Source organism: Bradyrhizobium sp. UFLA05-112 (assembly GCF_053572325.1).
Window position 1 is genome coordinate 35,273 of the sequence record NZ_JBANBK010000057.1, and the last position, 21,953, is coordinate 57,225.

Consider the following 21,953-nt stretch of genomic DNA (forward strand, 5'->3'; position numbering starts at 1 on the left):
GATTTCACGCCTCGGCTCTTTTTCCGGACCCGCTATGAAAATCAACACGCTTCTGACTGCCGCCATCGTCTCGTTGTCGACCGTCGGCGGCGGCCTCGCCGTCTATGTCGCGGTGACCAAATATCAGACCATGGACCGGATCGCGGAGGCCCAGAGCCGGCTCCAGATCGTGCGCGCGGTCGGCGATATCCCGCGCTATCTCAATCCCGAGCGCGGTTACGCCACCAACATTCTCTACGGCCCGGCGACGGTCGATCCCGCGATGCGCGCCGAGCACGAGAAGCTGCGCAAGCTGACGGACGGCGCGCGCGACAGGATGAACGCGCTGCGCAAGGAGCAGCTTCCGGGCAGCCTCGAGGACGGCAACACCATTGCCAGCAGCATCGACGCCCTGAATGCGAAGTTTGCCGCCCTGCGCGAGGCCATCGACAAGGCGATCGAGGGTCCTGCGGACGCCCGCAAGGACGCTGCGCGCAAAATCGTCGCCGACAACGCCGTGTTCAACAACGGCATCACCGCACTCCTCAGCGAGCAGGTTCGCCGCATGGCGATCCTCAACGGAGATGCCTATCGCCAGGCAAGCTACGCCAATGTCGCCTGGACGCTGCGTGACGTCGGCGGCTTCAATGCCAGCCAGTACAAGAACCTCGTCGGCTCCAAGAAGGTGGCGAGCGAGGCCGAGAAGATCGACATCAGCCGCGCGCAGGGCCGCAACGACCAGATCCTGATGTCGCTCCAGGAATTACGCGGCAATCCAACGACGCCGGCGAACGTCGCGGCCGCGCTCGAGAAGATGAATTCCGACTATGTCGAGAGCTTTGGTCGCGACCTCAAGCTCATCAAGGACGGCGCGGCGAGCGGCAAATACGACATCGACGTCGACACGTTGTATGCGAGCTCGCAGCGCGGCCTGGGCGCCATCATCGGCGTCCGCGAGGCATTCTACGAGAATGCCGAGCAGATCCTCGGCACGGCCTCTGCGGACGCGCGGCTGAGCTTCACGATCGCGCTGACCGGCCTTGCGGCCGTGCTCGTCGCAAGCATCGGCCTTATCGTCATGGTCCGCCGCCGCGTCTGCGCGCCGATCGTCAACCTGACCAGGAGGATGTCGCGCCTTGCCGCCGGTGAGATGGCGGAGGAAATTCCGGGCGCAGCGCGCTCCGACGAGATCGGCGCGATGGCGGCCGCCGTGCAGGTCTTCAAGGACAACATGCTCAAGGCCGAACAGCTCGCGGTCGAGAAGCAGGCGGAGAACGACGGCAAGATGCGGCGGGCCCAGATCCTCGACGAGCTCGCCCGCGCCTTCGAGGCCAAGGTCTCAGAGCTTGTCGGTGGCCTGTCGTCGGCATCGGCAACGATGGAAAGCACGGCGCAGTCGATGACCTCGACGGCGTCCGCGACCAACAGCCAGGCCGCGGTCGTCGCGGCCGCCTCCGAACAGACCTCGACCAACGTGCAGACGGTCGCGAGCGCGACCGAGGAGCTCAGTTCCTCGATCGCCGAGATCGGCCGCCAGGTCGCCCAGTCCACCGAGATCGCGGCGCGCGCCGTCGACAATGCGCGGCGCACCGGCGATACCGCGCGCAGCCTTGCCGAGGGCGCGCAGAAGATCGGCGACGTCGTCACGCTGATCCAGAGCATCGCCGAGCAAACCAACCTGCTGGCGCTCAATGCGACCATCGAGGCGGCGCGCGCCGGTGACGCCGGCCGCGGCTTTGCCGTAGTCGCCTCCGAGGTCAAATCGCTGGCGGGGCAGACTGCGAAGGCCACGACCGAAATCTCCGAGCAGATTTCCGCGATCCAGTCCGCGAGCGACGAGACGATCGCCGCGATCCGCAACGTCGCCGACGTTATTGCCGAGATCGACCAGATCGGCACCGCGATCGCCGCTGCGATCGAAGAGCAGGGTTCGGCGACCAAGGAAATCTCCCGCAGCGTCCAGGAGGCCGCGCGCGGCACCCAGGAGGTCAATTCCAACATCACAGGCGTGCAGCGCGCCGCCGACGATACGGGAGCTGCCGCCAATCAAGTGCTGGGTGCTGCCGAACAGCTCTCCTCGCAGTCACGCGACCTCGCCGGCCAGGTCAACCGCTTCCTCAGCGAGGTCAGGGCCGCGTAACGTCAGTAAGGCGGCGCCTTCCTTGCCCGTTGCGCCTTGGCAGCCTCGACCCACCAGGTGAGATCGTCGGCAAAACGCGGGAACGAGCGCTCCAGCGCCTTGCCGCCCTCGCCCGTCGGCTCGCCCTCCGCCGACAGCGTCTGCGCGATCGGACCGACCGCGATCGTGCTCGAGATCACCACCATGCCCATTTCCGACAGCGTGCCATGCCAGGCGGTTGCGGCGCGTGCGCCGGAAAAGCGACCGGCGGAATAGCTGACGACTGCGGCCGGACGCCAGAACCATTCCTCGAGAAAATGATCGGTGAGGTTCTTCAACCCCGGCTGAATACCCCAATTGTATTCGCCGGTGACGAACACGAAACCGTCGGCATCGCGGATCTGCGTCGCCAGCCTCTCAAGTGCCTCCGGCGCCTTCCCTTTGGGATGCTCCTTGTACATGCGGTCGAGCATGGGAAGGCCGACCGCCTTGGCGTCGATGAAGGTGACCTCATCGCCACGGCTCCGCAAGCCGTTGACGACGAAATGCGCCAGACGAATACCCATGCGGTCGACGCGGTAGGAGCCGTAGAGGACGAGGATGCGATTGCCCATGACGGGCGCATCCTAGCATGAAGCGTTATGCCGACCTATTCACGAAAGCCGCGACGAAAGGTCAGGCCTTTCGGGCGCGCTCCAGCGTCTGTGACGGCGTTTCGCCGAACTGTTGCCGATAGCTTCTCGAGAAGTCGCTGAGGTGCCAGAAGCCGAAGGCAAGCGCCGCCGCCTTCACGCTCTCGGGCCCGGCCAGCAATCGCTTGCGAACGAGCCACAGTCGCCGCAGGCGCAAATAGCGGTGCAGGCTCATGCCTCGATAGCGCTGGACTGCATCGTGCATGCTGCGCACGGACAGGCCGAGCTTCCTGGCCAACTCCTCACTGTAGATCGGCTGAGCGAGATCATCCAGCAGGAGCGCGCGGATGTCCTGGAATGTCCTGAAGTGCCGCTCGTCATTGGCCCGCGCGGTCCAGCGTGTTGGAACGACGCCAGCAAACGCCGCATCGATCGCGGCGAGCAGGGATTCCCTCATCGCCGATGCCTTCATCGGCCATTCGACGGCATCGACAGGCTCCGAGGCAGCAGCGATTACCTCCCTGATCAGCTTGCGCAGCCAGGTCAGCGCCAACGCGCTCGTTTCGTAGATGCGGAAGTTTGCCCTCGTCTCCGGCCAGCCGCGCCCGCTCACCTCCGGCGTAAACATCACAGAGGCGTATTGCCGCTCGACTTCCTCGACCATGTTGAAGACGGCGCCACCGCCGCCGATCACGATGGCCGCACGATCCCGGTGCGCTCCGTTGAAACGGATGGGAACCTCATGGTCGTCCATCGTGAAGCCAACCGCGGTGCAGTTCTTCACGAGCTGCGCATCCACGATACGTGGAAAGGATTTCGTGAAGTTGACGTCGCAACCCGGCAGATTCAGGATGGTCTGCTCGGCCGCAATCTTCCGCACGAGCGGCGTGAACTCCACATCCAGGGTTCGTATCGCACTGCGGAATTCATCGACATCGTCAAATCGAAATATCTTTGGCGCCGACATCGGCATCCCAAAAAATGGCATTCATCGCGAATCAAGAAATCAGTTCAACAACGGTCCCCTAATCCGGCTATTCGCTCAACTGTATCTTCGGTTCCGTCGGGCGCGCTTGCCTGAGCGCGCAGAAATCAAAAATACCGCAGTTGCGTTTGCCGAATTTCGATATCGATTCAAATTCGGAGGACGGTGCGATGGCACCGTCGACGCCTCCACCATAACCGATGTTTAACAACTTTGGCGCGCAATTGCCTCCGTAGAAGCACCGTCGTTTTTTAGCGGATCAGGCCCGCCATGAATGCCATTTTGCCTGCCGATATTGTTGCCGAGCTCGAGAGCACCATTGCAGGCTGCGCCTACGAGCGCCGCGTCCGCATGCTCCGGCGGACGACCGACCTGCTCGTCGCAGGTCGCGATCGTCTTCAGGAGCCCGAAATCAGCGCGTTGGACGAGGTCCTGCTTCGCATTGCGGAACGCATCGAGCCGAAGGCACTCACACAGCTGAGCACAGCGCTGGTCGATCTGAGTTTGGCTCCAAGGGAAACGTCGCGCCGTCTTGCCTTCCATGACGACCCGATGGTTGCGGGCCCGCTCCTTCTCAAATCGCGCACGATTTCGGCAAACGACCTAGAAACGATTGCGACCTCGCGCGGGGAGCAGCATCTGCTGGCGATCTCTGGAAGGAACTCGGTTGATCCGGTCCTGACGGACATCCTGCTGAAGCGTGGCGGCAAGAATGTCGGTCGCGCGCTGGTGAACAATCCGGGGGCCGCTTTTTCCGCCACGGGCTACGCCATGCTGATCGCCAGGGCCGAACATGACAACGAGATCGCCAGGGCGCTGGCATTCCGGTCCGACACGCCCGACAAAATTGTCCGCGGGCTCTTCCCCCGGCTGAGCCCGGACGCGAGGGCCTCCATACTTGATGCTGCCGCCCCCGCTTTGCGCGAGCGGATCGAGACCGTGCTCAGTCCGACACCGCCCGCGGCACGGCCGAAGCTTCCATCATCGACCGACTATGCGGAAGCACGGCTCTCCGTCGTCGCGCTCAACCGCGTCGGGAAGCTCAACGACTCAACCGTCAACCGCTTCGCGATCCGGGGCGAGGCAGCCAATCTGATCGCCTCGCTCTCGGTGCTGTCGGGCGCGCCGATGGACGTGATTGAAAAGATCATCACCGACGAGGATTGCGAAGCACTGGTCATGGCCTGCCGCGCCTCCCGCCTGAACTGGCAGACGACGCTCGCCATCCTCTGCAATCGCGGCGGTCCGCGCCTTTCCTACGAGCAGCGCGAGCGCGCCCAAAAACTGTTCGACGAGCTCTATCTTTCAACAAGCCAGTGGGCGGTGCGCTGGGGCGAAATGGCCGCAAGCGCCGACGCCGTGACCACTGACAACAACAAGCGCGGGAAATCGGGGGCCAGCCGATGAAATTTGACGGTCGCAAATCACACCGCGTTCGGATGGATCACAAGCAACCCGTCAATCTGATGGGAGCGGACGGCACCTGGCGCCGCGCCTGCGTGCTGCTCGATGTTTCGGACAGCGGCGCCAAGATCGAGGTCGAAGGAACTCTCGACGTTCTGCAAGCGAGGGAATTCTTCATGCTGCTGTCCTCGACAGGCCTCGCCTATCGCCGCTGCGAACTGGTTTGGATCGACGGAACTATGGCTGGGATTCACTTCATCAAGGGGGGAACGAAGAAAGGACCGACGAAGGTCGACAGCGAACACGCGGCGAAGGGCGCGAGCAAATAGCCGTCGCCGAAAGCCACAGTCGTGCCAGGTTCCAGTTTCGTCGCACCAGTCAAAGCTCAAAGCAGCGTCCCGGAGTCTCGGGCGGCTTTCGTGCACGTGCTGGCCGACAGCTCGGACAAACTCTCCGGAATTTGCTCGATCGTCGAACGGAAATTCGCCGTGGCGGGTGAGCGGCTCGATGCCGAGGCACGGCTGCCGCACTCACCGCTTGCCGTCGTCGTGCGCGCAGATCTTCGCGACGTCGGCAACATTGCTGCGCTGAAGAAACGGTCTGCACGGCTGGCCAAGGCGGGCAAACGCATCTTTCTGGTCGAGCCGCCCTCCCACGTTTGCATCTCGCAGGCCTACGCCCTCGGCGCCACGCACGTCCTGCCGGGCGCGCCCAATCAGGCCAAGCTCCTTGCCGCGCTGCTCGGGACGCCGCAGTCCGATGCCACGTCCGCAGATGGCCAGTCGCAGCCGGATGATGCCGTCGAAGCGGCCGCGACCGCCATCGGCTCGATGTTCAGCTCGGTCATGCTCGGTGAGACCATCGACGTCGACGGAACAAGAGAGGCCGGCCGCAAGATCGCCAACCGCATCGCAGAACACGGCCTGTCGGAATGGCTCACGACGGTACGGCGCCATCACGAGGGAACCTACCAGCATTGCCTGCTGGTCACCGGTGTCGCCATCGACTTTGGCCTAAGTCTCGGCGTCAGGAAAGACGACCTGGAACGGCTGTACTCGGCGGCCATGTTTCACGACATCGGCAAGGCAAAGATTCCGCTGGCGATCCTCGACAAGCCGGGACGCCTCGACGCCGAGGAGCGCTCGCTGATCGAGACCCACCCGGTCGCGGGATACGAGGTTCTGAAGGATTACGCCAATATCTCGCCCGAGATCCTCGATGCGGTCCGTCATCACCACGAATATCTCGACGGCAGCGGATATCCGGACGCGCTTTGCGCCGATAGCATCACGGATGTCGTTCGAATTCTCACCATCTCCGACATCTTCGCCGCGCTGATCGAGCACCGGTCGTACCGGCAGACAATGCCGCGCGAGGAGGCCTACGGCGTTCTTCTGGGAATGCAGGGTAAGCTGGAGAAGGCGCTGGTCGCCTCGTTCAAGCAGGTCGCGCTGACCCGCTGATCGCGCATCGCCGCCTTCATTGCTTTGGTCTAAATGCGCGTTGGCCTAAATGCGCGTTGGTCTCAATGCGTCGCGCGATATTTGGCGCGACGCGGGATCGACCGGCACGCCAAGCCCTCCGCCAGCCGCTTCATATCTTCATGTTTGCCGCTGCAAATCAACCGGCCGAATTCTTCGGGGGAGAAAGGGAGACTTGGATCATCATCAACGGGATACCGCACTCGCGGTCCGAGCAACCATCGCACCAGGCTAGCCAGCCGCCGCATGTGAATTCCCTCGCGCCAGCAACAAACCTTTCACAGCGCTTATTGTTCCTCCTGACGAGTCGAGATTGCAAGAGCCGGTTGGGAGTCCGCACCAAAAATTTCGGCAGTTGAAGAATATTCTGTTTGCAAACCGCAATGCGCGTCTCGAGCACACAACCTCTAGTCAGCGAACCCGACGAAACGCACGAACTCGCTGCTCTCCTCGCGATCGGATCGCACGGCATTGGCGGCAAACGTGTCGTCGTGACGTTGCCGCCGGTTGCCCAAGCTGCGCTCGAAACCTATGCTAGCGCGCAAGCAAGACCAAGAACCGTTGCAAGCCCCTTGAAAGACCTGCCGATGGCCGCACCGCTCGATCCCGTCATTGCCCAGATCATCCCGACGCTGCCGCTGCGCGATCCCGTGACGATGACACCGCAGAGCGCCCGCGAGTCCTTGCTTGCACTCGCAGCGGCGCGTGCGGCCGTGCCGCCCCCGCCCGTAGACGAGGTTCGCGATATCGAGGTGAAGGGCGGCGCGGGAGCGCTCGCGGCACGCGTCTATCGCGTCGGCTCGACGACATCGCCGACGGTGGTCTTCTTCCACGGCGGCGGCTGGGTTGCAGGCGGTCTCGACACCCATGACCGGCAGGCGCGATTCCTCGCGATCGAGACCGGCGCAGTCGTGATCTCCGTCGACTATCGGCGTCCGCCGGAGACGCGCTTTCCCGGCGCATTCGAGGATGCCTTTGCCGCAGCACGCGACGTGTTCGAGCGCATCGCGGAATTTGGCGGCGACTTGAAGCGCCTCGGCGTCGCCGGCGACAGCGCCGGCGGCAATCTCGCAGCAGTCACCGCAATCGCCTGCCGAGACGCCGGCATCAGGCTCGCCGGACAGTTTCTGGTCTATCCCGCGACCGACGCGGTCGGCAATTATGCTGATGCGGTCGAGAACGCGCGCTTTCCCTCGCGCATCGAAAACGCGGATGGCTACTTTCTGTCACGCGCGGTGATGGAGTGGTTTGCTGGCCATTACCTCGCCGATCCCTCGCACGCGCAGGACTGGCGTGTCTCGCCGCTGCGGGCCAAATCGCTCGCCGGCGTTGCACCGGCCGTAGTCACGACGGCCTGGTTCGATCCGCTGCGCGACGAAGGTGCGGCCTACGCGCGGGCGCTGGAAGCTGCCGGCGTTCCCGTCAGGCATCACGAGGGCGCCGGCCTGATTCACGGCTATTTCAGCATGGGTGAAGCCTCCGAGGTTGCGCGCCTCGAGGCCCAGCGCGCGCGTGCCGATTTCAGGGCTTTGCTCGTTCGTGGCACATGAGGGCGGCGGAGTTGAATCTTCGCCTCTACCAGCGTCTCCTGCCGGAAGACCGGGGATTCCGACCAGCATGACAGCCTTTTTCACCCGCATTGTCTTTGCCGCGACCACCTCACTGTGGCTGATCTCAGATGCGACAGCCGCACCGGAGACTGTCTATTTCCAAAGCGCCGACGGCCGCACGCAGCTCGTCGGCTATTTATTCCGCCCGCAGGCGGCGGGTCCCGCGCCCGCCATCGTGCTGCTGCACGGCCGCGGCGGCCCCTATTCCAGCAACGTCAACGCGGACTGCACCGTCGTTGGCCCCAAGGTCTCCTCGCCTTGCAACGCCGCGACCTTGTCGAAACGGCACGCGATGTGGGGCCAGTACTGGGCAGCACGCGGCTATCTCGCGCTGCTGCCGGACAGTTTTGGTCCGCGCGGCAAGGCCTACGGTTTTGGCCGTTTCACCCATGACGATCCCGATCGTGATGACGTCAACGAGAAGACCGTGCGCCCGCTCGATGCCGAGGGCGCGCTTGCCTATTTGCGCAGCCGCGGCGACGTGATCGGCAACCAGATCTTCCTCCAGGGCTGGTCGAACGGCGGCAGCACCGCGCTGAACGTGATGATCCGGCAAGGCGCGAACCTGGCAGCCGGCTTTCGCGGCGCGCTTGCCTTCTATCCGGGTTGCGGGCCGAAGGCGCTGTTGCAGCCGACGATCTCCACGACCGCGCCGATTGCCATGTTCCTGGGGGCCGACGACGAGGAGGTGTCGCCCACGTTCTGCCAGCAGGCCGCCGATCGGGCGCACCAGGCCGGCAGCAAGATCGACGTCACGGTCTATCCGGGCGCGACTCATGACTTCGACGATCCCTCGCCACGGCGTCAGTCGGTCGCCGCGAACCAGGCCGCGTTGAACGACGTGCAGACCAAGGCGATTGCCGCAGTTGCACGCTGGAAAAATTGAAACGGTCACCAGGCTGAGCGCCTGATCTTGCTTGATTGCGCCACGATTCGGAGTTCCTATTCCCGAACCATTGTTTAGGGAGACACCCATGATGAAGCGGATTTTCCTGGCTGCCGTCGTCGCCACCTTCGCGGCCGGTTCGGCCTTCGCGGAGGATACCTGCGAAAGCAAGGCCGTCGGCAAGGACGGCAAGCCGCTGGCCGGCGCCGCCAAGACCTCGTTCATGAAGAAGTGCAAGGAAGACGCGTGCGCGCCCAAGGCGGTTGGCTCGGACGGCAAACCGCTCGCCGGTGCCGCCAAGAACAGCTTTATGAAGAAGTGCGAGACGAGCGCTTAAGACACGGCGCGATTAACCCTCGATCCCGATACGCCCGCCACCGCGGGCGTATCTTGTTTTTGAGCAACCTCATCCCGCTTGAAACGGTCGCCGGAGTCCGTCACGCACCTGCAGCGTCGACGCAGCCTTCCATGATCCGATCGATCTCCTCTCGCGAGAGGACGCCGAGTTCGGCAACGAAGACGATCCGCGTCCGCGGCGTCCCCGCTGACAGCGTCCCGCCCGCGGCCAGCGTCGCCCGACCGCCGGCAAGTTGAAAAACCATCAGCCGCCCGGGCTGCTCGGCAGTCTCGAACAGCCCCTTCGCCCGCGCGAGCTTTGGCGCGAGGCGTCCGATCGCCGCCTGCAATCGCGGCAGCGATATCGGCCTGTCTGCCGTCCAGCTCATGGTCTCGAACCGCTCGGCAGCCGGTCGTTTCGGTCCCGGCTGGCGCGGCGCTGGCGCGCGATCGACGTCGGGCGCGAACAGCAGCGCCGCGGGCACTTCGCCATGGACAGAATCGACCAGGACGGCCGAGGGGCGCATCGCGCGGATGGCATCCCGCATCTGCGCGGCGCCGGCGCTGTCTGCCAGATCCACCTTGCTCAGCGCCACCACGTCGGCCGCCCGTAGCTGCGACCGCAGCAATGCGTCGTCCAACATGGTGACCTGCATAGTCGCGTCCACCACGCACAGCACGGTTTCCAGCGGCGCTTCGCGAAAGATCAGGGGGTCCATCAGGTTGCGCACGACATCCGCCGGATCGGCCACGCCGCTGGTTTCGATCGCGATCACGTCCGGGCGCGGATCACGCCGCAGCAGCACGGCAAGCGTGCGCAAGAGATCGCCTTCGAGCGAGCAGCAGATGCAGCCATTGGCGAGGCTCACCACGCCGTCGGCGGCGCCCGTGATCAGCTCAGCGTCGATGTTGATCGCACCGAAATCGTTGACGACCGCCGCGATCCGCCGTCCGCCGGCATGCGCCAAGAGATGGTTCACGACCGTGGTCTTGCCCGCCCCGAGGAAGCCCGCCACGAGCAGAACCGGGACGGACACGCCTCAAGCCTCGGTGACGGGCCGGCGCACCGGCCGGCCGGGCCTTGCCGCCACATCCAGCACACCATCGGTGATCAGCAGATGGCCACTCACCACGAGATGGCGTACGCCCTCCGACGCACGGTTCATCGCGGAGAATTCCGCCCGGTCGGTCAGCGTCTCGTAGTCGAACACCACGATGTCGGCGTCAGTGCCGGCCGCAAGCCGTCCCTTGGCTCGCATCGCGGGCGTGCTGTGCTCGAGAATCTGCGCTGGAATCAGCGTGCATTTGCGGATGCCTTCCAGCAGCGACACTGCGCGGCGCTCGCGCACCCACTCACGGATGAAGCGGGTGAAGCAGCCTGCAGAGCGCGGATGGGACGTGGCGTCCTTGGGCAGCGGCCAGGCATCGCCGGTGTAGGTGCGGCCATCGGAAAGCGTCCAGGGCATGGCGTCGGATGCAATCGCGCCGCCGGGATAAAGCACCGACATGTCCAGGAGATCGCGATGATGCGCATTGTTCTCGATATCGAGGATGTGCCAGAGCACCAGCGTGGAGGGCTCTGCGGCCTGCGCCGCCAGCAGTTCCTGCCGGTCGCGGAAGCGACGGCCATCGGCGACCCGCTGCACCGAGTCGTAGCCGGTGCCGTTGCGCGCCTCGAATTCAGGGTCGCTGAAGAACGCGGCCGCGAGCACGGTCGAACCGGTGCCGTAAGGATAAGCCTCGACCGTGATCGGAAGGCCCTGCGCCTGCGCCTTGGCCACCAGCTTCACGCAACGTTCGATGTCGGTCTTGCTGGAGGAGTTGAAGTGGCAGATGTGCATATGCGCGCCGGTGGCGCCGGCATAGCCGATCAGGCGGATATAGGCTTCGGCCGCACTTTCCGGATCGACACGCGACATGAAGGCGACGTGGGTAAAGGTCGGAACGTCTTGGGTGGCCGCGAGCTGGCACACCGCGGTGAGCTCCTGCACGCCGGCGCCGGGGGCATAGGCGTTCAGGATGCCGATGCCAATGCCGCCTTCGTTGAGCCCACCCGCAAGACGATCGAGGATGCCGTTGACCTCCGTGTCGCTTGCCACGTTGTCGATCCAGCGGCGATCGCGCATGGCATTGCCGAACGCCTCCAGCGAGCTTTCCGAGTTGGAGCCCGTCATCGCGCCGATGCGTGCGAAAGCCCAGTTGGTTGAGGCGCCATAGTTGAGCACGCGCCCTTTCGCCGCCTGCTTGCGATACCAGGCTGCGACTGGCAGCACGCCGGCCTCGAGGTCCAGCGTCGTCGTCACGCCGTCGAACGCCTGCATGCGATCGGCGGGGATCGACTGGCCATGCGCATGCAGATCGATGAAGCCGGGCGCCACTACCAGGCCGGTCGCGTCGATCGTCCGCTCCGCGCCGCCAAGGGCGGTGCCGACGGCAACGATCCGGCCATCCATGACAGCCACGTCGCCGACAGCATCCATCCCGCTGGCCGGATCGACCACCCGACCACCCGCGATCACCAAGCCGCCCATTAGAGCTACTCCGCATTCCAAAAGCGGCGCGAGCGTAGCGAGCGCCATCAACGCGTCAAGGCACGTACGGGAATGCTAGCTCCGCAATACCGACAGCACCTTGATCAGCATCTCCGCGGCGCCGCATCCATATTGCCGGCAACTCGGGTTCGCACTAACATGGCACGATCGATATTTTGCAACCAATAGGCGCCCGGCACACGTGACGGAAGCGCACGTTTTCAAATCAAGAAGCACTTGATCAAGACGATCCGTGTGACGGAGTTCCTCGCTTCATGATCCCCGAGCGACGTGTACTCGGGATGCGGCGACATGGGCCAACAGGCCTGAGTATCAGGAGATCCGATCATGATTAGTAGCGATCCACTCGGACCAAGATGGAGAATCGGCTTTTATCCGGGGCCGCCTCAAATTCGAATGGAAGAAGAGGAGTCGCCCTCTTCAACCTCGCCCCCAGATTACGGCCGCACAGAGAAAATCGGCGAGGCCGGCAAGCAGGGTATCCAAGAACTCTTGCGGCAAAGAGCAGTGATCATCGATTCCATCGGTATCGCCGAGCTTTCCTTCGATGAGAAATTCAAGCTGATCGAGGAAACCCGCCTCTTGATGACGCAGCTCAACCCGCCGAGATTCGCGACGGAAAAGGTCATCTACAGCATCCTCATTTTTAGCGCTGTGGTGATCCTGATGCTCGCACCGCTCACCGCGATGGGCAAACTCCCTCCGGAAATAACTGTGACCTTCATCGGCACGGCGGTAGGAGGGACGATCGCGACGATCGCTCAGAAGCTAGGAAAGATCGGTCGCTAAGCGCTTCAAGAGACTCGACGCGAGGGCCGCGTCTACGACCGCAATCCAGGCGCTTCCTGGCCGGTCCGGGCGACGTATTCGGTGTAGCCGCCGCCATATTGGTGGATGCCCTCGGGCGTCAGCTCCAGCACGCGGTTGGAGAGCACGCTGAGGAAGTGCCGGTCGTGCGAGACGAACAACATGGTGCCCTCGAAATCCGATAGCGCCGCGATCAGCATCTCCTTGGTGGCGAGATCGAGATGGTTGGTCGGCTCGTCCAGCACCAGGAAGTTCGGCGGGTCGAATAGCATCTTTGCCATCACGAGGCGTGCCTTCTCGCCGCCGGAGAGCACGCGGCAGCGTTTCTCGACGTCGTCACCGGAGAAGCCGAAGCAGCCGGCGAGTGCGCGCAAGGACCCCTGCCCCGCGGTCGGGAACGCGTCCTCCAGCGACTGGAACACGGTGCGGTCCCCGTCGAGCAGATCCATCGCGTGCTGGGCGAAATAGCCCATCTTGACGCTGCCCCCTAACGCCACCGTGCCTTGATCGGGATCGCTCGCACCGGCCACCAGCTTGAGCAAGGTCGACTTGCCGGCGCCGTTGACGCCCATCACGCACCAGCGCTCGCGGCGACGGATCATGAAATCGAGCCCGTCATAGATCCGCTTGCTGCCATAGCCTTTGTGGACATTCTTCAACGCGACGACGTCCTCGCCCGAGCGCGGCGCAGGCAGAAAGTCGAACGCGACTGTCTGGCGGCGGCGCGGCGGTTCGACCCGCTCGATCTTGTCGAGCTTCTTCACCCGGCTCTGAACCTGCGCGGCATGCGAGGCGCGCGCCTTGAAGCGCTCGATGAACTTGATCTCCTTGGCGAGCATCGCCTGCTGGCGCTCGAACTGCGCCTGCTGCTGCTTCTCATTCAGCGCGCGCTGTTGCTCGTAGAACTCGTAATCGCCGGAATAAGTAGTCAGCGAGCCGGAATCGATCTCGACCACCTTGGAGATCACGCGGTTGATGAACTCGCGATCGTGCGAGGTCATCAGCAGCGTGCCCTCGTAGTCGCGCAAAAACTTCTCCAGCCAGATCAGGCTTTCCAGATCGAGATGGTTGCTCGGCTCGTCGAGCAGCATCACGTCGGGACGCATCAGGAGAATGCGCGCCAGCGCCACGCGCATCTTCCAGCCGCCGGAAAGCGCGCCGACGTCGCCCTCCATCATCTCCTGGCTGAAGCCGAGGCCGGACAGCGCTTCACGCGCCCGTCCGTCGAGCGCATAGCCGTCGAGCTCCTCGAAACGATGCTGCACCTCGCCATAGCGCGCGATGATCTCGTCCATCTCGTCGGCCTTGTCCGGATCGGCCATCGCGGCCTCGAGCTCGCGCAGCTCGGCCGCGACCACGCTGACCGGGCCTGCGCCGTCCATGACTTCAGCCACGGCGCTGCGGCCGCTCATCTCGCCGACGTCCTGGCTGAAATAGCCGATGGTGATGCCGCGATCGATCGAGACCTGGCCCTCATCGGGCAGCTCCTGCCCGGCGATCATGCGGAACAGGGTGGACTTGCCGGCGCCGTTCGGGCCGACGAGCCCGATTTTCTCGCCCTTGTTGAGCGCTGCAGAGGCTTCGATGAAAAGGATCTGGTGGCCGGCTTGCTTGCTGACGTTGTCGAGGCGGATCATGGGGTCTTTTTTGGGGGAGTTTTGCGTTGCAGCGTAAATAGGCCATGCCGGTCGCCAGGGGAAGCCCGGCCGCACCCGGATTCCCCCCGCGAGACACCAAATTCCCGCAATCCGCCCCTGGGTTTAGGACTTGTAGACCTCGACCGTCTGCATCATGCCCATCTCCTCATGGTTCATCATGTGGCAGTGGAGCATGAAAACGCCGGTGAAATCGAGGAAGCGGGAGCGGAACACGACCTCGCCGCCCTGGCGCTCCACGATCACGGAATCCCGCCATTCCGGCGCCGCCAAGGCTTTCCCGTTGACCGAGACGATCTGGAACGGATTGGTGTGGATGTGGAAGACATGGTCGTCATGTTCGTGCGTGTTGACGATGCTCCACTCTTCGACCGCGCCAAGTTTGACCCGGTGATCAATACGGGCGGGATCGAACTTCTTGCCGTCGATGAAGAAGCCGAACTCCTGCCAATGGCCCGCGGCATCGGCTTCGGGCGCGGTCGCCGACAGCACCACCTTGCGCCGGTTGGTAATTTCCGCGTCCTTGATGGTCGCGAGCGGCGCCGGCGGAAGAGCCTTCGGCAGTTTCATGTCCATCGGCGCGCCCGACACTACGATGCGCGCCAGCGGCCCCACCGGAGACGGATGCCCCTGATCGTAGGGCGCCGCGTTGAAGGCATAGGTACCCGGGCTGCCAGCTTTCACGAGGATGTCGGCGCGCTGGCCCGGCGCGATCAGGAGCTGCTTCAACGGTTGCACGGCGCCGAGCTGGATGCCGTCATATGCAATCGCGTGCAGATCATGCTGCTCCAGAGCGAGCAGCATGTCGTCCTGATAGGCGGCATTGAGGATCCGCCAGCGCTGCACCTCGCCGGGGCGCATCTCGACGACCGGCCGCCGCTGGCCGTTGATCGCGAGGAATCGAGTCGCCGTCTCCGGGAATAGCGTCTCGAAATTCTCCACCATGCCGTTGGCATCGAAGACGACCTGGGTCAGCACCAGGAGGCGCTCGCGCGCGGCCGCGATCTCCGGAACGTCGGCGAAATCGCCCTCGATGATGACAGCGCCCACCATGCCGCTGGACATCTGGATGTCGGCGCTGCCGTGGTGGTGGGGGTGATACCAGTAGGTGCCTTTGGTGTGGTCGGCCGGCAGCGTGATCTCGATATTGTAGCTGTGGCCGGGCGCCATCGAACGCATGACGTTATCGGCGATGCCGCTTGGGCTGACATGCGCGCCGTGGAAATGGAAATTGGTGTTGTTGAACTGATGCGGGTGGCTGATGTCGGCGGGGAGCCCGTCGCGGTTCGGCGGCAGATCGTTGATCATCTTGATCCGCAGCGTCTCGCCCGGCTTCATGCGCAAGGTCGGTCCCGGACTGCCGCCCTCGTAAGATCTGACATAGAGCCTGACGCCGCCGATCTGGCGATAGGCGTAGCCGCAGCGCAAGGTGGTGCTCAGAACGCCACTGACGGACCTGCGCACCTCGGGCTCGACCAGCTTCTGATCTATGGCCGGAACCGTCGTTTCCGGTACCATGCCCGTCGTCGGCGACATGTCCGCGGCGTGCGAGGCGTCGGCATGGTCGTGCATCGCGTGTTGGGCGTTCGCGGCGCCAGCGAACAATGACAGCGCGCCCATCTTGAGACCGCAATCGAGCAGTTGGCGCCTTGTCATTCCGGTCGACGTGCTAACCGGAGAGAGATCGTTCGAATTCTGCTGCATGTGAGTTCCCGCCCCTCGTCATCCAATTCCCTCAATCAATTTGATTCGACTGCTAGGCAAGCGGAAATGGAATTCTCAATCCGCGCACATGTGACACGCAGCGTCTTCATCTGATGTAAACGCCCTGCCGTTTCTATGCCTGCATGACGAATCATGACAGCTTCACGCGAGCGTTGGCGCGTACCCTCCGGGCACCGATGCCGTCAGCATCGTGATGTCCTCGAAATCTTGTACAAGGATCAGAACATGCGGCCTTCGCGACGCGAGCTCGTGAAGTGGTTATCGGCAGGCGGCATCTCGGTCAGCCTGTCACATCTCGGTCTGGCGAAGGAGTCTCCCTTCGCCTCGCACGAGACGCTTCCCGGACGCGGCAATTTCAATCCTGCGATCAAGGGTGCCGGCCGCGTCGACGGCGTCGCCAAGGTGACGGGCGCAAAGCTCTACGCCTCCGATTTCCGCGCCAACGACCTTCCGGGCTGGCCAAAAGCCACCTCGCACGCGATCCTGGTTCGCGCCAACGACGCCACGCATGTCTACACCGGGATGGATCTCGCCCGCCTGTCGGGCGCACTGAAGCCGTCCGTTGTCGTTACGGCCCTCGATCTCGACCGGATCGGCACGCAGGTGCCCGAATTCTATGCCGGTGATCTCTTCTGTCCCGTCGGCAAGACGCCGCTCTATCTGGGTCAGCCGGTCGCGCTCCTCATCTTCGAAAAGTTCGATGCCTTCGACCAGGCGCGCCTCGTGCTGCGCGATGGCACCTTCGTCAAATTCGGCGAGGAAACCGGGCCGGTGATCGCGCCTGATTACGGCTCCTTCCGCTTCACCCGCGTGGCAGGTAGCGCACCTGAGAAGCCGGATATCTACTCGCCGATCCAGGCCGGCTGGGTCTCTCCCAAGAAGGTCCAGAGCGCCGCGCTGCCGGTGTGGTCGCCGCTCGCCAAGGAGATGCCGGCCGATTACACCAAGGCCGCCAAACATGGCGAGCAAACCCGCGCGGAGCTTGCGGCGGAAGATGCTTCGCTGCTCGTGCTCGACCGCGAATTCGAGACGCAGTCGGTCGATCCGATGTTCCTCGAGCCCGAAAGCGGCCTCGCCTGGTATGACAACAAGGCCAGCAATCTCGAGCTGGTGCTCGGCGTCCAGTCACCCTACGAGGCGGCAGAGTCGATCGCGCATCTCTTGGCCAAGGCCCGTGCGCCCTACAGGCCGGCGCATATCAATGCGCAGTTCGCCCATGTTGGCGGCGGCTTCGGCGGCCGCGATCACACGCCATTCATTCTCTATGTCGCGCTCGCCGCGATCTGCTTTCCCGGCAAGCCGGTGCGGCTCGCCCATGACCGCTACCAGCAATTCCAGGGCGGCATCAAGCGCCACCCGATCAAGATGCGCTCGCGCATCGGCATCGATCGCACGACCGGCAAGATCAAGGCCTTCGCCGCCGATCACGTGCTCGACGGCGGCGGTCTCGCCAATTTTTCGGCCAACGTCGCCGTGGTTGCCGCCACCGGTGCAATCGGCATCTACGACATTCCAAAGGTCGACGTCACGACCGTGGCACTGCATTCGCGCGGCGTCACCGCAGGGTCGATGCGCGGTTACGGCACGCTGCAAACCATGACCGCGCTGGAGGTGCTGATCGACGAGGCGGCAAGCGAGCTGAAGCTCGACCCGATCGAATTCCGCCGTCGCAATGCCTTGAAGCAGAACGGCCGGACCATGACGGGAAATCCGTACATCGTTTCGGTCCGTACGCCCGAAATCCTCGACAAGCTCGAAAAGCATCCGATCTGGCAACAGCGCGCGCGGTTCAAGCAAGGCTCATCCGACCGGCTGATCGGTACCGGCGTTGCCTGCGTGACCAAGGACTACGGCTCCGGCGCGGATTGCTCGCTCGGACGCGTCGAGCTGACCGCCGACGGCAAGATCGCGATCTTCTGCGATCACGTCGAGATGGGCAACGGCATCGGCACGGCGCTGGCGAACCGGGTGGCGAGCCATCTCGGCACGATCGCCGACGAGGTCTCGGTCGCCCGCGTCGACAGCTACGACGCCCTCGGGCTCGTCACCTCCGGCGATCCCTACACGATGGATCAGAAGACTCAGGATGCAGCCGAAAGGAATCCGCGCTGGGTGCCCTCGATCAGCTCGGCGACATCAGCCTCGATCGGCGCGCATGTCGGCACGCATTCGTCTGCGGAAGCTGCCCGCGTCATCTTCCGCTTCGGCCTGTGGCCGGCGGCGCTGGAGCTCTGGCATATCCCAAAGACCGATCCGCGCGCACGGCAATGGGCTAGCGCGCGTTGGGAGAATGGCCAGCTCATCATGCCCGGCCAGGAGCCGCTGGCGCTGCCCACGCTCGCCGCAACCGCCCATGCGCGCGGCTACGTCACCGGCGCCGTCGCGCACAGCTTTTCCCGCTGGGCCTGGTCGCGCGCCCGCTTCCCGCTGTTCGGCGAGCAATACCGCGCCGACATCGACGCCCTCGCGATCCGCCGCGGCAACGGCAAGTTCGAACGCATCAACCGCACCAGCGTCAAGTTTCCCCCGACCGACAACAATCGCATCGGCACCGCCTACACCTCGATGTGCGGCACGGTCGTCCGTGTCGAGATCGAGCGCGCGACCGGCAGCTTGCGCATCGCAAAAGCCTACAGCGTGTTCGAATGCGGCACCGCGCTCGTGCCCGAGGTCGTCATGGGCCAGGCCCATGGCGGCTTCGCGATGGGCGTCGGCTACGCGCTGCTCGAAACGCTGCCGCCCTTCGAAGGCGGCCCGGGCAACGGCGAATGGAATCTCGGGCGCTACCTCGTCGCGCGCGGCTCGGACCTCCCCTTGCGCGATCTCGAGATCGAGATGCTGAAACCGTTGACGCCGGACGAAGAGCCGAAGGGCATGGCGGAGGTCGTCATGATCCCGATCGTGCCGGCGCTCATCAACGCCATCCATGATGCCACCGGCCACCGCTTCCGCGCGCTGCCGGTGACGCAAAGCCTTTTGAAGGGAGTGCTCGCGTGACGATCCTCAGCCTCACCATCAACGGCCAGAAGCATGGTCCGGTAGAGGTGCGCGACGACCTCTCGATGAACGATTTCTTGCGCGAAATGCTCGGCATGACCGGCACGAAATTCGGCTGCGGCGCCGCGCAATGTTTGAGCTGTGCCATCATCGTCGACGAACCCGACGGCAACAGTTACACCAGCCCGACCTGCATCGCGCCGGCCGTGAATTTCGACGGCAAGTCGATCCGCACCGTCGAGGGACATGCCAGAGACGGCGAGCTCTCGGCCCTGCAAAAAGCCTTCATCGATCATTTCGCGTTTCAGTGCGGCTACTGCACGGCGGGCTTTCTCAATGAGGGCCAGGTCCTGCTCGAGCGCCTGGCACGCAAGCCGGTCGCCCGCGACGCGCTGGAGCAGACGATCGCCGACGCGCTCGACGGCCACCTCTGCCGCTGTACCGGCTACGTCAAGTATCACGAGGCCGTGCGCGACGTGATCCTCGCCGATTCAAATCGCTACCTGATGGCTACCAAGTGACACGAGCCATGATCTCCGACGCGCGCTTCAAGATGATGGCTGCGATCGCGGCGCTCGCCAGCAGCCTTTGCGCTGGCTTTGCCGCCTCCGAGACCGCGAGCCATGCTCTGGCCTCGCCCGAGAGCTTCGCCAACATTGCCGACACTGAGAAGCGCTCGGCCGCGATCTTCACCGAGCTCGGCAAGGTGCTGACGCATCCGCGCTGCACCAACTGCCATCCCGCCGGCGACAGCCCGCGGCAAGGCGACAATCCGCGTCTCCATCAGCCGCCGGTCACGCGCGGCGCCGACGGCCACGGCCTGGAGGCGATGCGCTGTCATACCTGCCACCAGAAGGCCAATTTCGAGCCCGGCCGCATCCCCGGCCATCCCGAATGGCACCTTGCACCGCGCGAGATGGCATGGGAAGGCAAGACGATCGGCGAGATCTGCGCGCAGATCAGGGATCCCGCACGCAACGGCGGCCGCAAGGTGGAGGAGCTGATCGACCACATCGGCAAGGATACGCTGGTCGGCTGGGCCTGGAAGCCCGGCTTCGGCCGCTCGCCGGTGCCCGGCACGCAGGCCCAGGCCGGTGCGCTGGTCGAAGCCTGGGTGAAGACCGGAGCGGCCTGTCCCGCGCCGTGACGAGGCCCCAGGGCGAGCACTATAAACGGTTTCCGAAGGCAAAGCGGAAGTCGCCCCGCTTGATCGTCATCGACGGCTTATAACTTAAGGCGCGCTTCACCCAGCTGACAATCCCGGTCGGTCGGGTGAAAATGACCCAGCCGCATTGATTAAGGCCTGGGCTTCAGATAGCGCGACGAGAGCGGGATGGCGTAAATCTTGAAACCTGCGATCTCAGGAAATGCCTCCGCTGCGTCCGGAGACACCAGCGCCAGGAGCGCAGCCGGCACCTCACCATTGACCAGTCGATCGATCGCCGCTGTTTGTCCTGTGCTCAGTTGGAACACTGGACCTCCTGCTGCCACGATCGCGAACCTGATATCAGCGCTCGATGCCGTGTACCTGTCATCCATCGCAACGTTCTTGGCGGTAAGAGCGAATACCGACGGCATCTCCGGACGAACCATTACAACGGCAACAAGGGGGTCCGCGTCGTCGGGAAACGCACCTACGGTTGGTTCGGCACCGTCGCGTGCTGCCGTTCGGGTCGCGACGGTCATTCGCTCCGCAACCGCGGTAGCGGCTGCCACCTGCTCGTGTATCGTTCTGCTTTTGGAATTCTGGGCGGTATCCACGGTGGGCCGCGAATCCGTGATGCTTAGCCCTGTCGTACCAGAACCCGCGCCGATGGTGGCGTTGCTTTTTGGCTCGGGTTGCGTCGCCAATGCAGGAGGCGGGACGGGAGTTGTCGGGCGCTCTGCCTTTGCCGCGACGACGGCCTTCTTGGTGGCGAGGTGAGCCCTGTCATGGACACGATGAGGCCGCGGCTTTTCGGTCTTCGTTGCGATGGTAGATTTGGTCGATTTTATTGGGAGATTGGTTTTGGACGGCGCGAGTTTCATCGGCTGATCGGCAGCCGTCCTGTTGGAGCAGGCGAACTCTCGTTCGTCCGCGCACACTTCCGCGGCCGCTTGACGCGGCGGTTCGCGACTACAGCCAACCAAGGTCGCAGCCAGCGCGATGATGAGAGACGCTCTCATGCAATCACCCTAGAGGATAAATTTCTGCCGGTATTCTCTCTGCGTATTTATCTCCGCGCTGATCGTCTATGTTTGTACGAAAATATTAAACGAGCATTAAGCGTACGGCCGCCGGTGCGAGAGGCTTCCTTATGGTTAACGCCAGGATAGGCCGAGCGTGACGCCGCCTTGATGTCAGAGAGCCAGACACAATCGGCGAAAGCCTCGTTGTCGGCTTCAACGCTCGTGTCATGGATTAAGGGGTTTGGGGCTCTCGATCGCCCAACCGGTGTCCGCCGAGGACGCACTGCTGCGGTGCATGAGTCTGTTATTGGCCCACAGCGAAGTGGCGGCACGCGTCGTCAAGGTCCGCCCAGCGCGGTGAAGCGAACGAGATTTGCTCTTCGCATTTTGCCCCATAGCGGTCGTCGAGCCGGTGCCGCCGCTCAGACCGCTCGAACTTGGACAAGCCGATTGATTGCGTACGCGTCGTCCCAGCAGACCGCAGCTTCCCATGCGGCCGAGGCTTGGGCGGCGATGCATTTGGGCCAATGTCAGCTATTGGCCGATTCCGTTGAAAAAGGGCGGCAGTAATCCGATGTATTGGCGTCAGCGGCGATGCGGCCGAGCGGCTGTGTCG

The 21,953-nt window shown here is 63.9% G+C and carries 18 protein-coding genes and 1 pseudogene; 11 read left to right on the forward strand and 8 right to left on the reverse strand.

Annotated elements, in window-relative coordinates; all coding sequences use genetic code 11:
- Window positions 1-34: 34 nt before the first annotated feature.
- Window positions 35-2,119, forward strand: coding sequence for a methyl-accepting chemotaxis protein (locus tag SO180_RS28400; protein WP_449382136.1), 2,085 nt, complete (start codon window positions 35-37; stop codon window positions 2,117-2,119).
- A 2-nt stretch (window positions 2,120-2,121) separates the two neighbouring features.
- On the opposite strand, the gene SO180_RS28405 is transcribed toward SO180_RS28400, so the two are convergent.
- Together SO180_RS28405 and SO180_RS28410 are read right to left on the reverse strand one after the other, a co-directional pair.
- A complete protein-coding gene (locus SO180_RS28405; RefSeq protein WP_449382137.1) occupies window positions 2,122-2,712 on the reverse strand; it encodes an NADPH-dependent FMN reductase in 591 nt (196 codons plus the stop codon).
- A 61-nt stretch (window positions 2,713-2,773) separates the two neighbouring features.
- On the reverse strand, window positions 2,774-3,697 hold the full coding sequence (locus tag SO180_RS28410) for a helix-turn-helix domain-containing protein (RefSeq protein WP_449382138.1): 924 nt from the start codon (window positions 3,695-3,697) through the stop codon (window positions 2,774-2,776).
- A gap of 288 nt (window positions 3,698-3,985) precedes the next feature.
- On the opposite strand from SO180_RS28410, the gene SO180_RS28415 reads away from it, so the two are divergent.
- From SO180_RS28415 to SO180_RS28440, 6 genes are all read left to right on the forward strand, one after another.
- Complete coding sequence (locus SO180_RS28415) at window positions 3,986-5,122, forward strand: DUF2336 domain-containing protein (RefSeq protein WP_449382139.1); 1,137 nt, start codon at window positions 3,986-3,988, stop codon at window positions 5,120-5,122.
- On the forward strand, window positions 5,119-5,448 hold the full coding sequence (locus SO180_RS28420; RefSeq protein WP_449382140.1) for a PilZ domain-containing protein: 330 nt from the start codon (window positions 5,119-5,121) through the stop codon (window positions 5,446-5,448). Before SO180_RS28415 ends, SO180_RS28420 begins: the two co-directional genes overlap by 4 nt.
- A 90-nt stretch (window positions 5,449-5,538) precedes the next feature.
- Window positions 5,539-6,582: an HD-GYP domain-containing protein gene (locus SO180_RS28425; RefSeq protein WP_449382141.1), complete on the forward strand. Its 1,044-nt coding sequence runs from the start codon at window positions 5,539-5,541 to the stop codon at window positions 6,580-6,582.
- A gap of 605 nt (window positions 6,583-7,187) precedes the next feature.
- The gene (locus SO180_RS28430) at window positions 7,188-8,150 is read left to right on the forward strand and encodes an alpha/beta hydrolase (protein WP_449382156.1); all 963 of its coding nucleotides are present in this window, start codon (window positions 7,188-7,190) and stop codon (window positions 8,148-8,150) included.
- A 67-nt stretch (window positions 8,151-8,217) separates the two neighbouring features.
- The gene (locus SO180_RS28435; RefSeq protein ID WP_449382142.1) at window positions 8,218-9,096 is read left to right on the forward strand and encodes a dienelactone hydrolase family protein; all 879 of its coding nucleotides are present in this window, start codon (window positions 8,218-8,220) and stop codon (window positions 9,094-9,096) included.
- Between the two features lie 88 nt (window positions 9,097-9,184).
- Window positions 9,185-9,433 carry a hypothetical protein gene (locus SO180_RS28440; RefSeq protein WP_449382143.1) on the forward strand — a complete coding sequence of 83 codons (249 nt, stop codon included), beginning with the start codon at window positions 9,185-9,187 and terminating at the stop codon, window positions 9,431-9,433.
- A gap of 100 nt (window positions 9,434-9,533) precedes the next feature.
- Here the strand turns inward: SO180_RS28440 and SO180_RS28445 are convergent, their stop codons facing one another.
- Both SO180_RS28445 and SO180_RS28450 read right to left on the reverse strand, forming a co-directional pair.
- Entirely contained in the window at window positions 9,534-10,469 is a 936-nt protein-coding gene (locus tag SO180_RS28445; protein WP_449382144.1) for a CobW family GTP-binding protein, read from the reverse strand.
- 3 nt (window positions 10,470-10,472) lie between these two features.
- Window positions 10,473-11,963 (reverse strand): amidohydrolase family protein, encoded by a 1,491-nt coding sequence (locus tag SO180_RS28450; protein ID WP_449382145.1) that lies wholly within the window; start codon window positions 11,961-11,963, stop codon window positions 10,473-10,475.
- 348 nt (window positions 11,964-12,311) lie between these two features.
- Here SO180_RS28450 and SO180_RS28455 point away from each other — a divergent pair, with 348 nt between their 5' ends.
- Window positions 12,312-12,773 carry a hypothetical protein gene (locus tag SO180_RS28455; protein WP_449382146.1) on the forward strand — a complete coding sequence of 154 codons (462 nt, stop codon included), beginning with the start codon at window positions 12,312-12,314 and terminating at the stop codon, window positions 12,771-12,773.
- 32 nt (window positions 12,774-12,805) lie between these two features.
- On the opposite strand, the gene SO180_RS28460 is transcribed toward SO180_RS28455, so the two are convergent.
- Both SO180_RS28460 and SO180_RS28465 read right to left on the reverse strand, forming a co-directional pair.
- Window positions 12,806-14,428: an ABC-F family ATP-binding cassette domain-containing protein gene (locus tag SO180_RS28460; RefSeq protein ID WP_449382147.1), complete on the reverse strand. Its 1,623-nt coding sequence runs from the start codon at window positions 14,426-14,428 to the stop codon at window positions 12,806-12,808.
- Between the two features lie 123 nt (window positions 14,429-14,551).
- Complete coding sequence (locus SO180_RS28465; RefSeq protein ID WP_449382148.1) at window positions 14,552-16,150, reverse strand: multicopper oxidase family protein; 1,599 nt, start codon at window positions 16,148-16,150, stop codon at window positions 14,552-14,554.
- A 246-nt stretch (window positions 16,151-16,396) separates the two neighbouring features.
- Between SO180_RS28465 and SO180_RS28470 the strand changes: the two genes are divergently transcribed.
- The 3 genes from SO180_RS28470 to SO180_RS28480 are packed head-to-tail and all read left to right on the forward strand — an operon-like array spanning window position 16,397 to window position 20,315.
- A complete protein-coding gene (locus SO180_RS28470) occupies window positions 16,397-19,168 on the forward strand; it encodes a xanthine dehydrogenase family protein molybdopterin-binding subunit (protein WP_449382149.1) in 2,772 nt (923 codons plus the stop codon).
- A complete protein-coding gene (locus SO180_RS28475) occupies window positions 19,165-19,689 on the forward strand; it encodes a (2Fe-2S)-binding protein (protein ID WP_449382150.1) in 525 nt (174 codons plus the stop codon). Before SO180_RS28470 ends, SO180_RS28475 begins: the two co-directional genes overlap by 4 nt.
- A gap of 8 nt (window positions 19,690-19,697) precedes the next feature.
- Window positions 19,698-20,315: an Isoquinoline 1-oxidoreductase subunit gene (locus SO180_RS28480; RefSeq protein ID WP_449382151.1), complete on the forward strand. Its 618-nt coding sequence runs from the start codon at window positions 19,698-19,700 to the stop codon at window positions 20,313-20,315.
- Between the two features lie 149 nt (window positions 20,316-20,464).
- Here the strand turns inward: SO180_RS28480 and SO180_RS28485 are convergent, their stop codons facing one another.
- Window positions 20,465-21,196, reverse strand: a complete 732-nt coding sequence (locus SO180_RS28485; RefSeq protein WP_449382152.1) for a hypothetical protein — start codon at window positions 21,194-21,196, stop codon at window positions 20,465-20,467.
- Window positions 21,197-21,759: 563 nt separating this feature from the next.
- Window positions 21,760-21,852: pseudogene (locus tag SO180_RS28490) on the reverse strand (aminoglycoside phosphotransferase); the annotation flags it as partial.
- Window positions 21,853-21,953 lie beyond the last annotated feature (101 nt).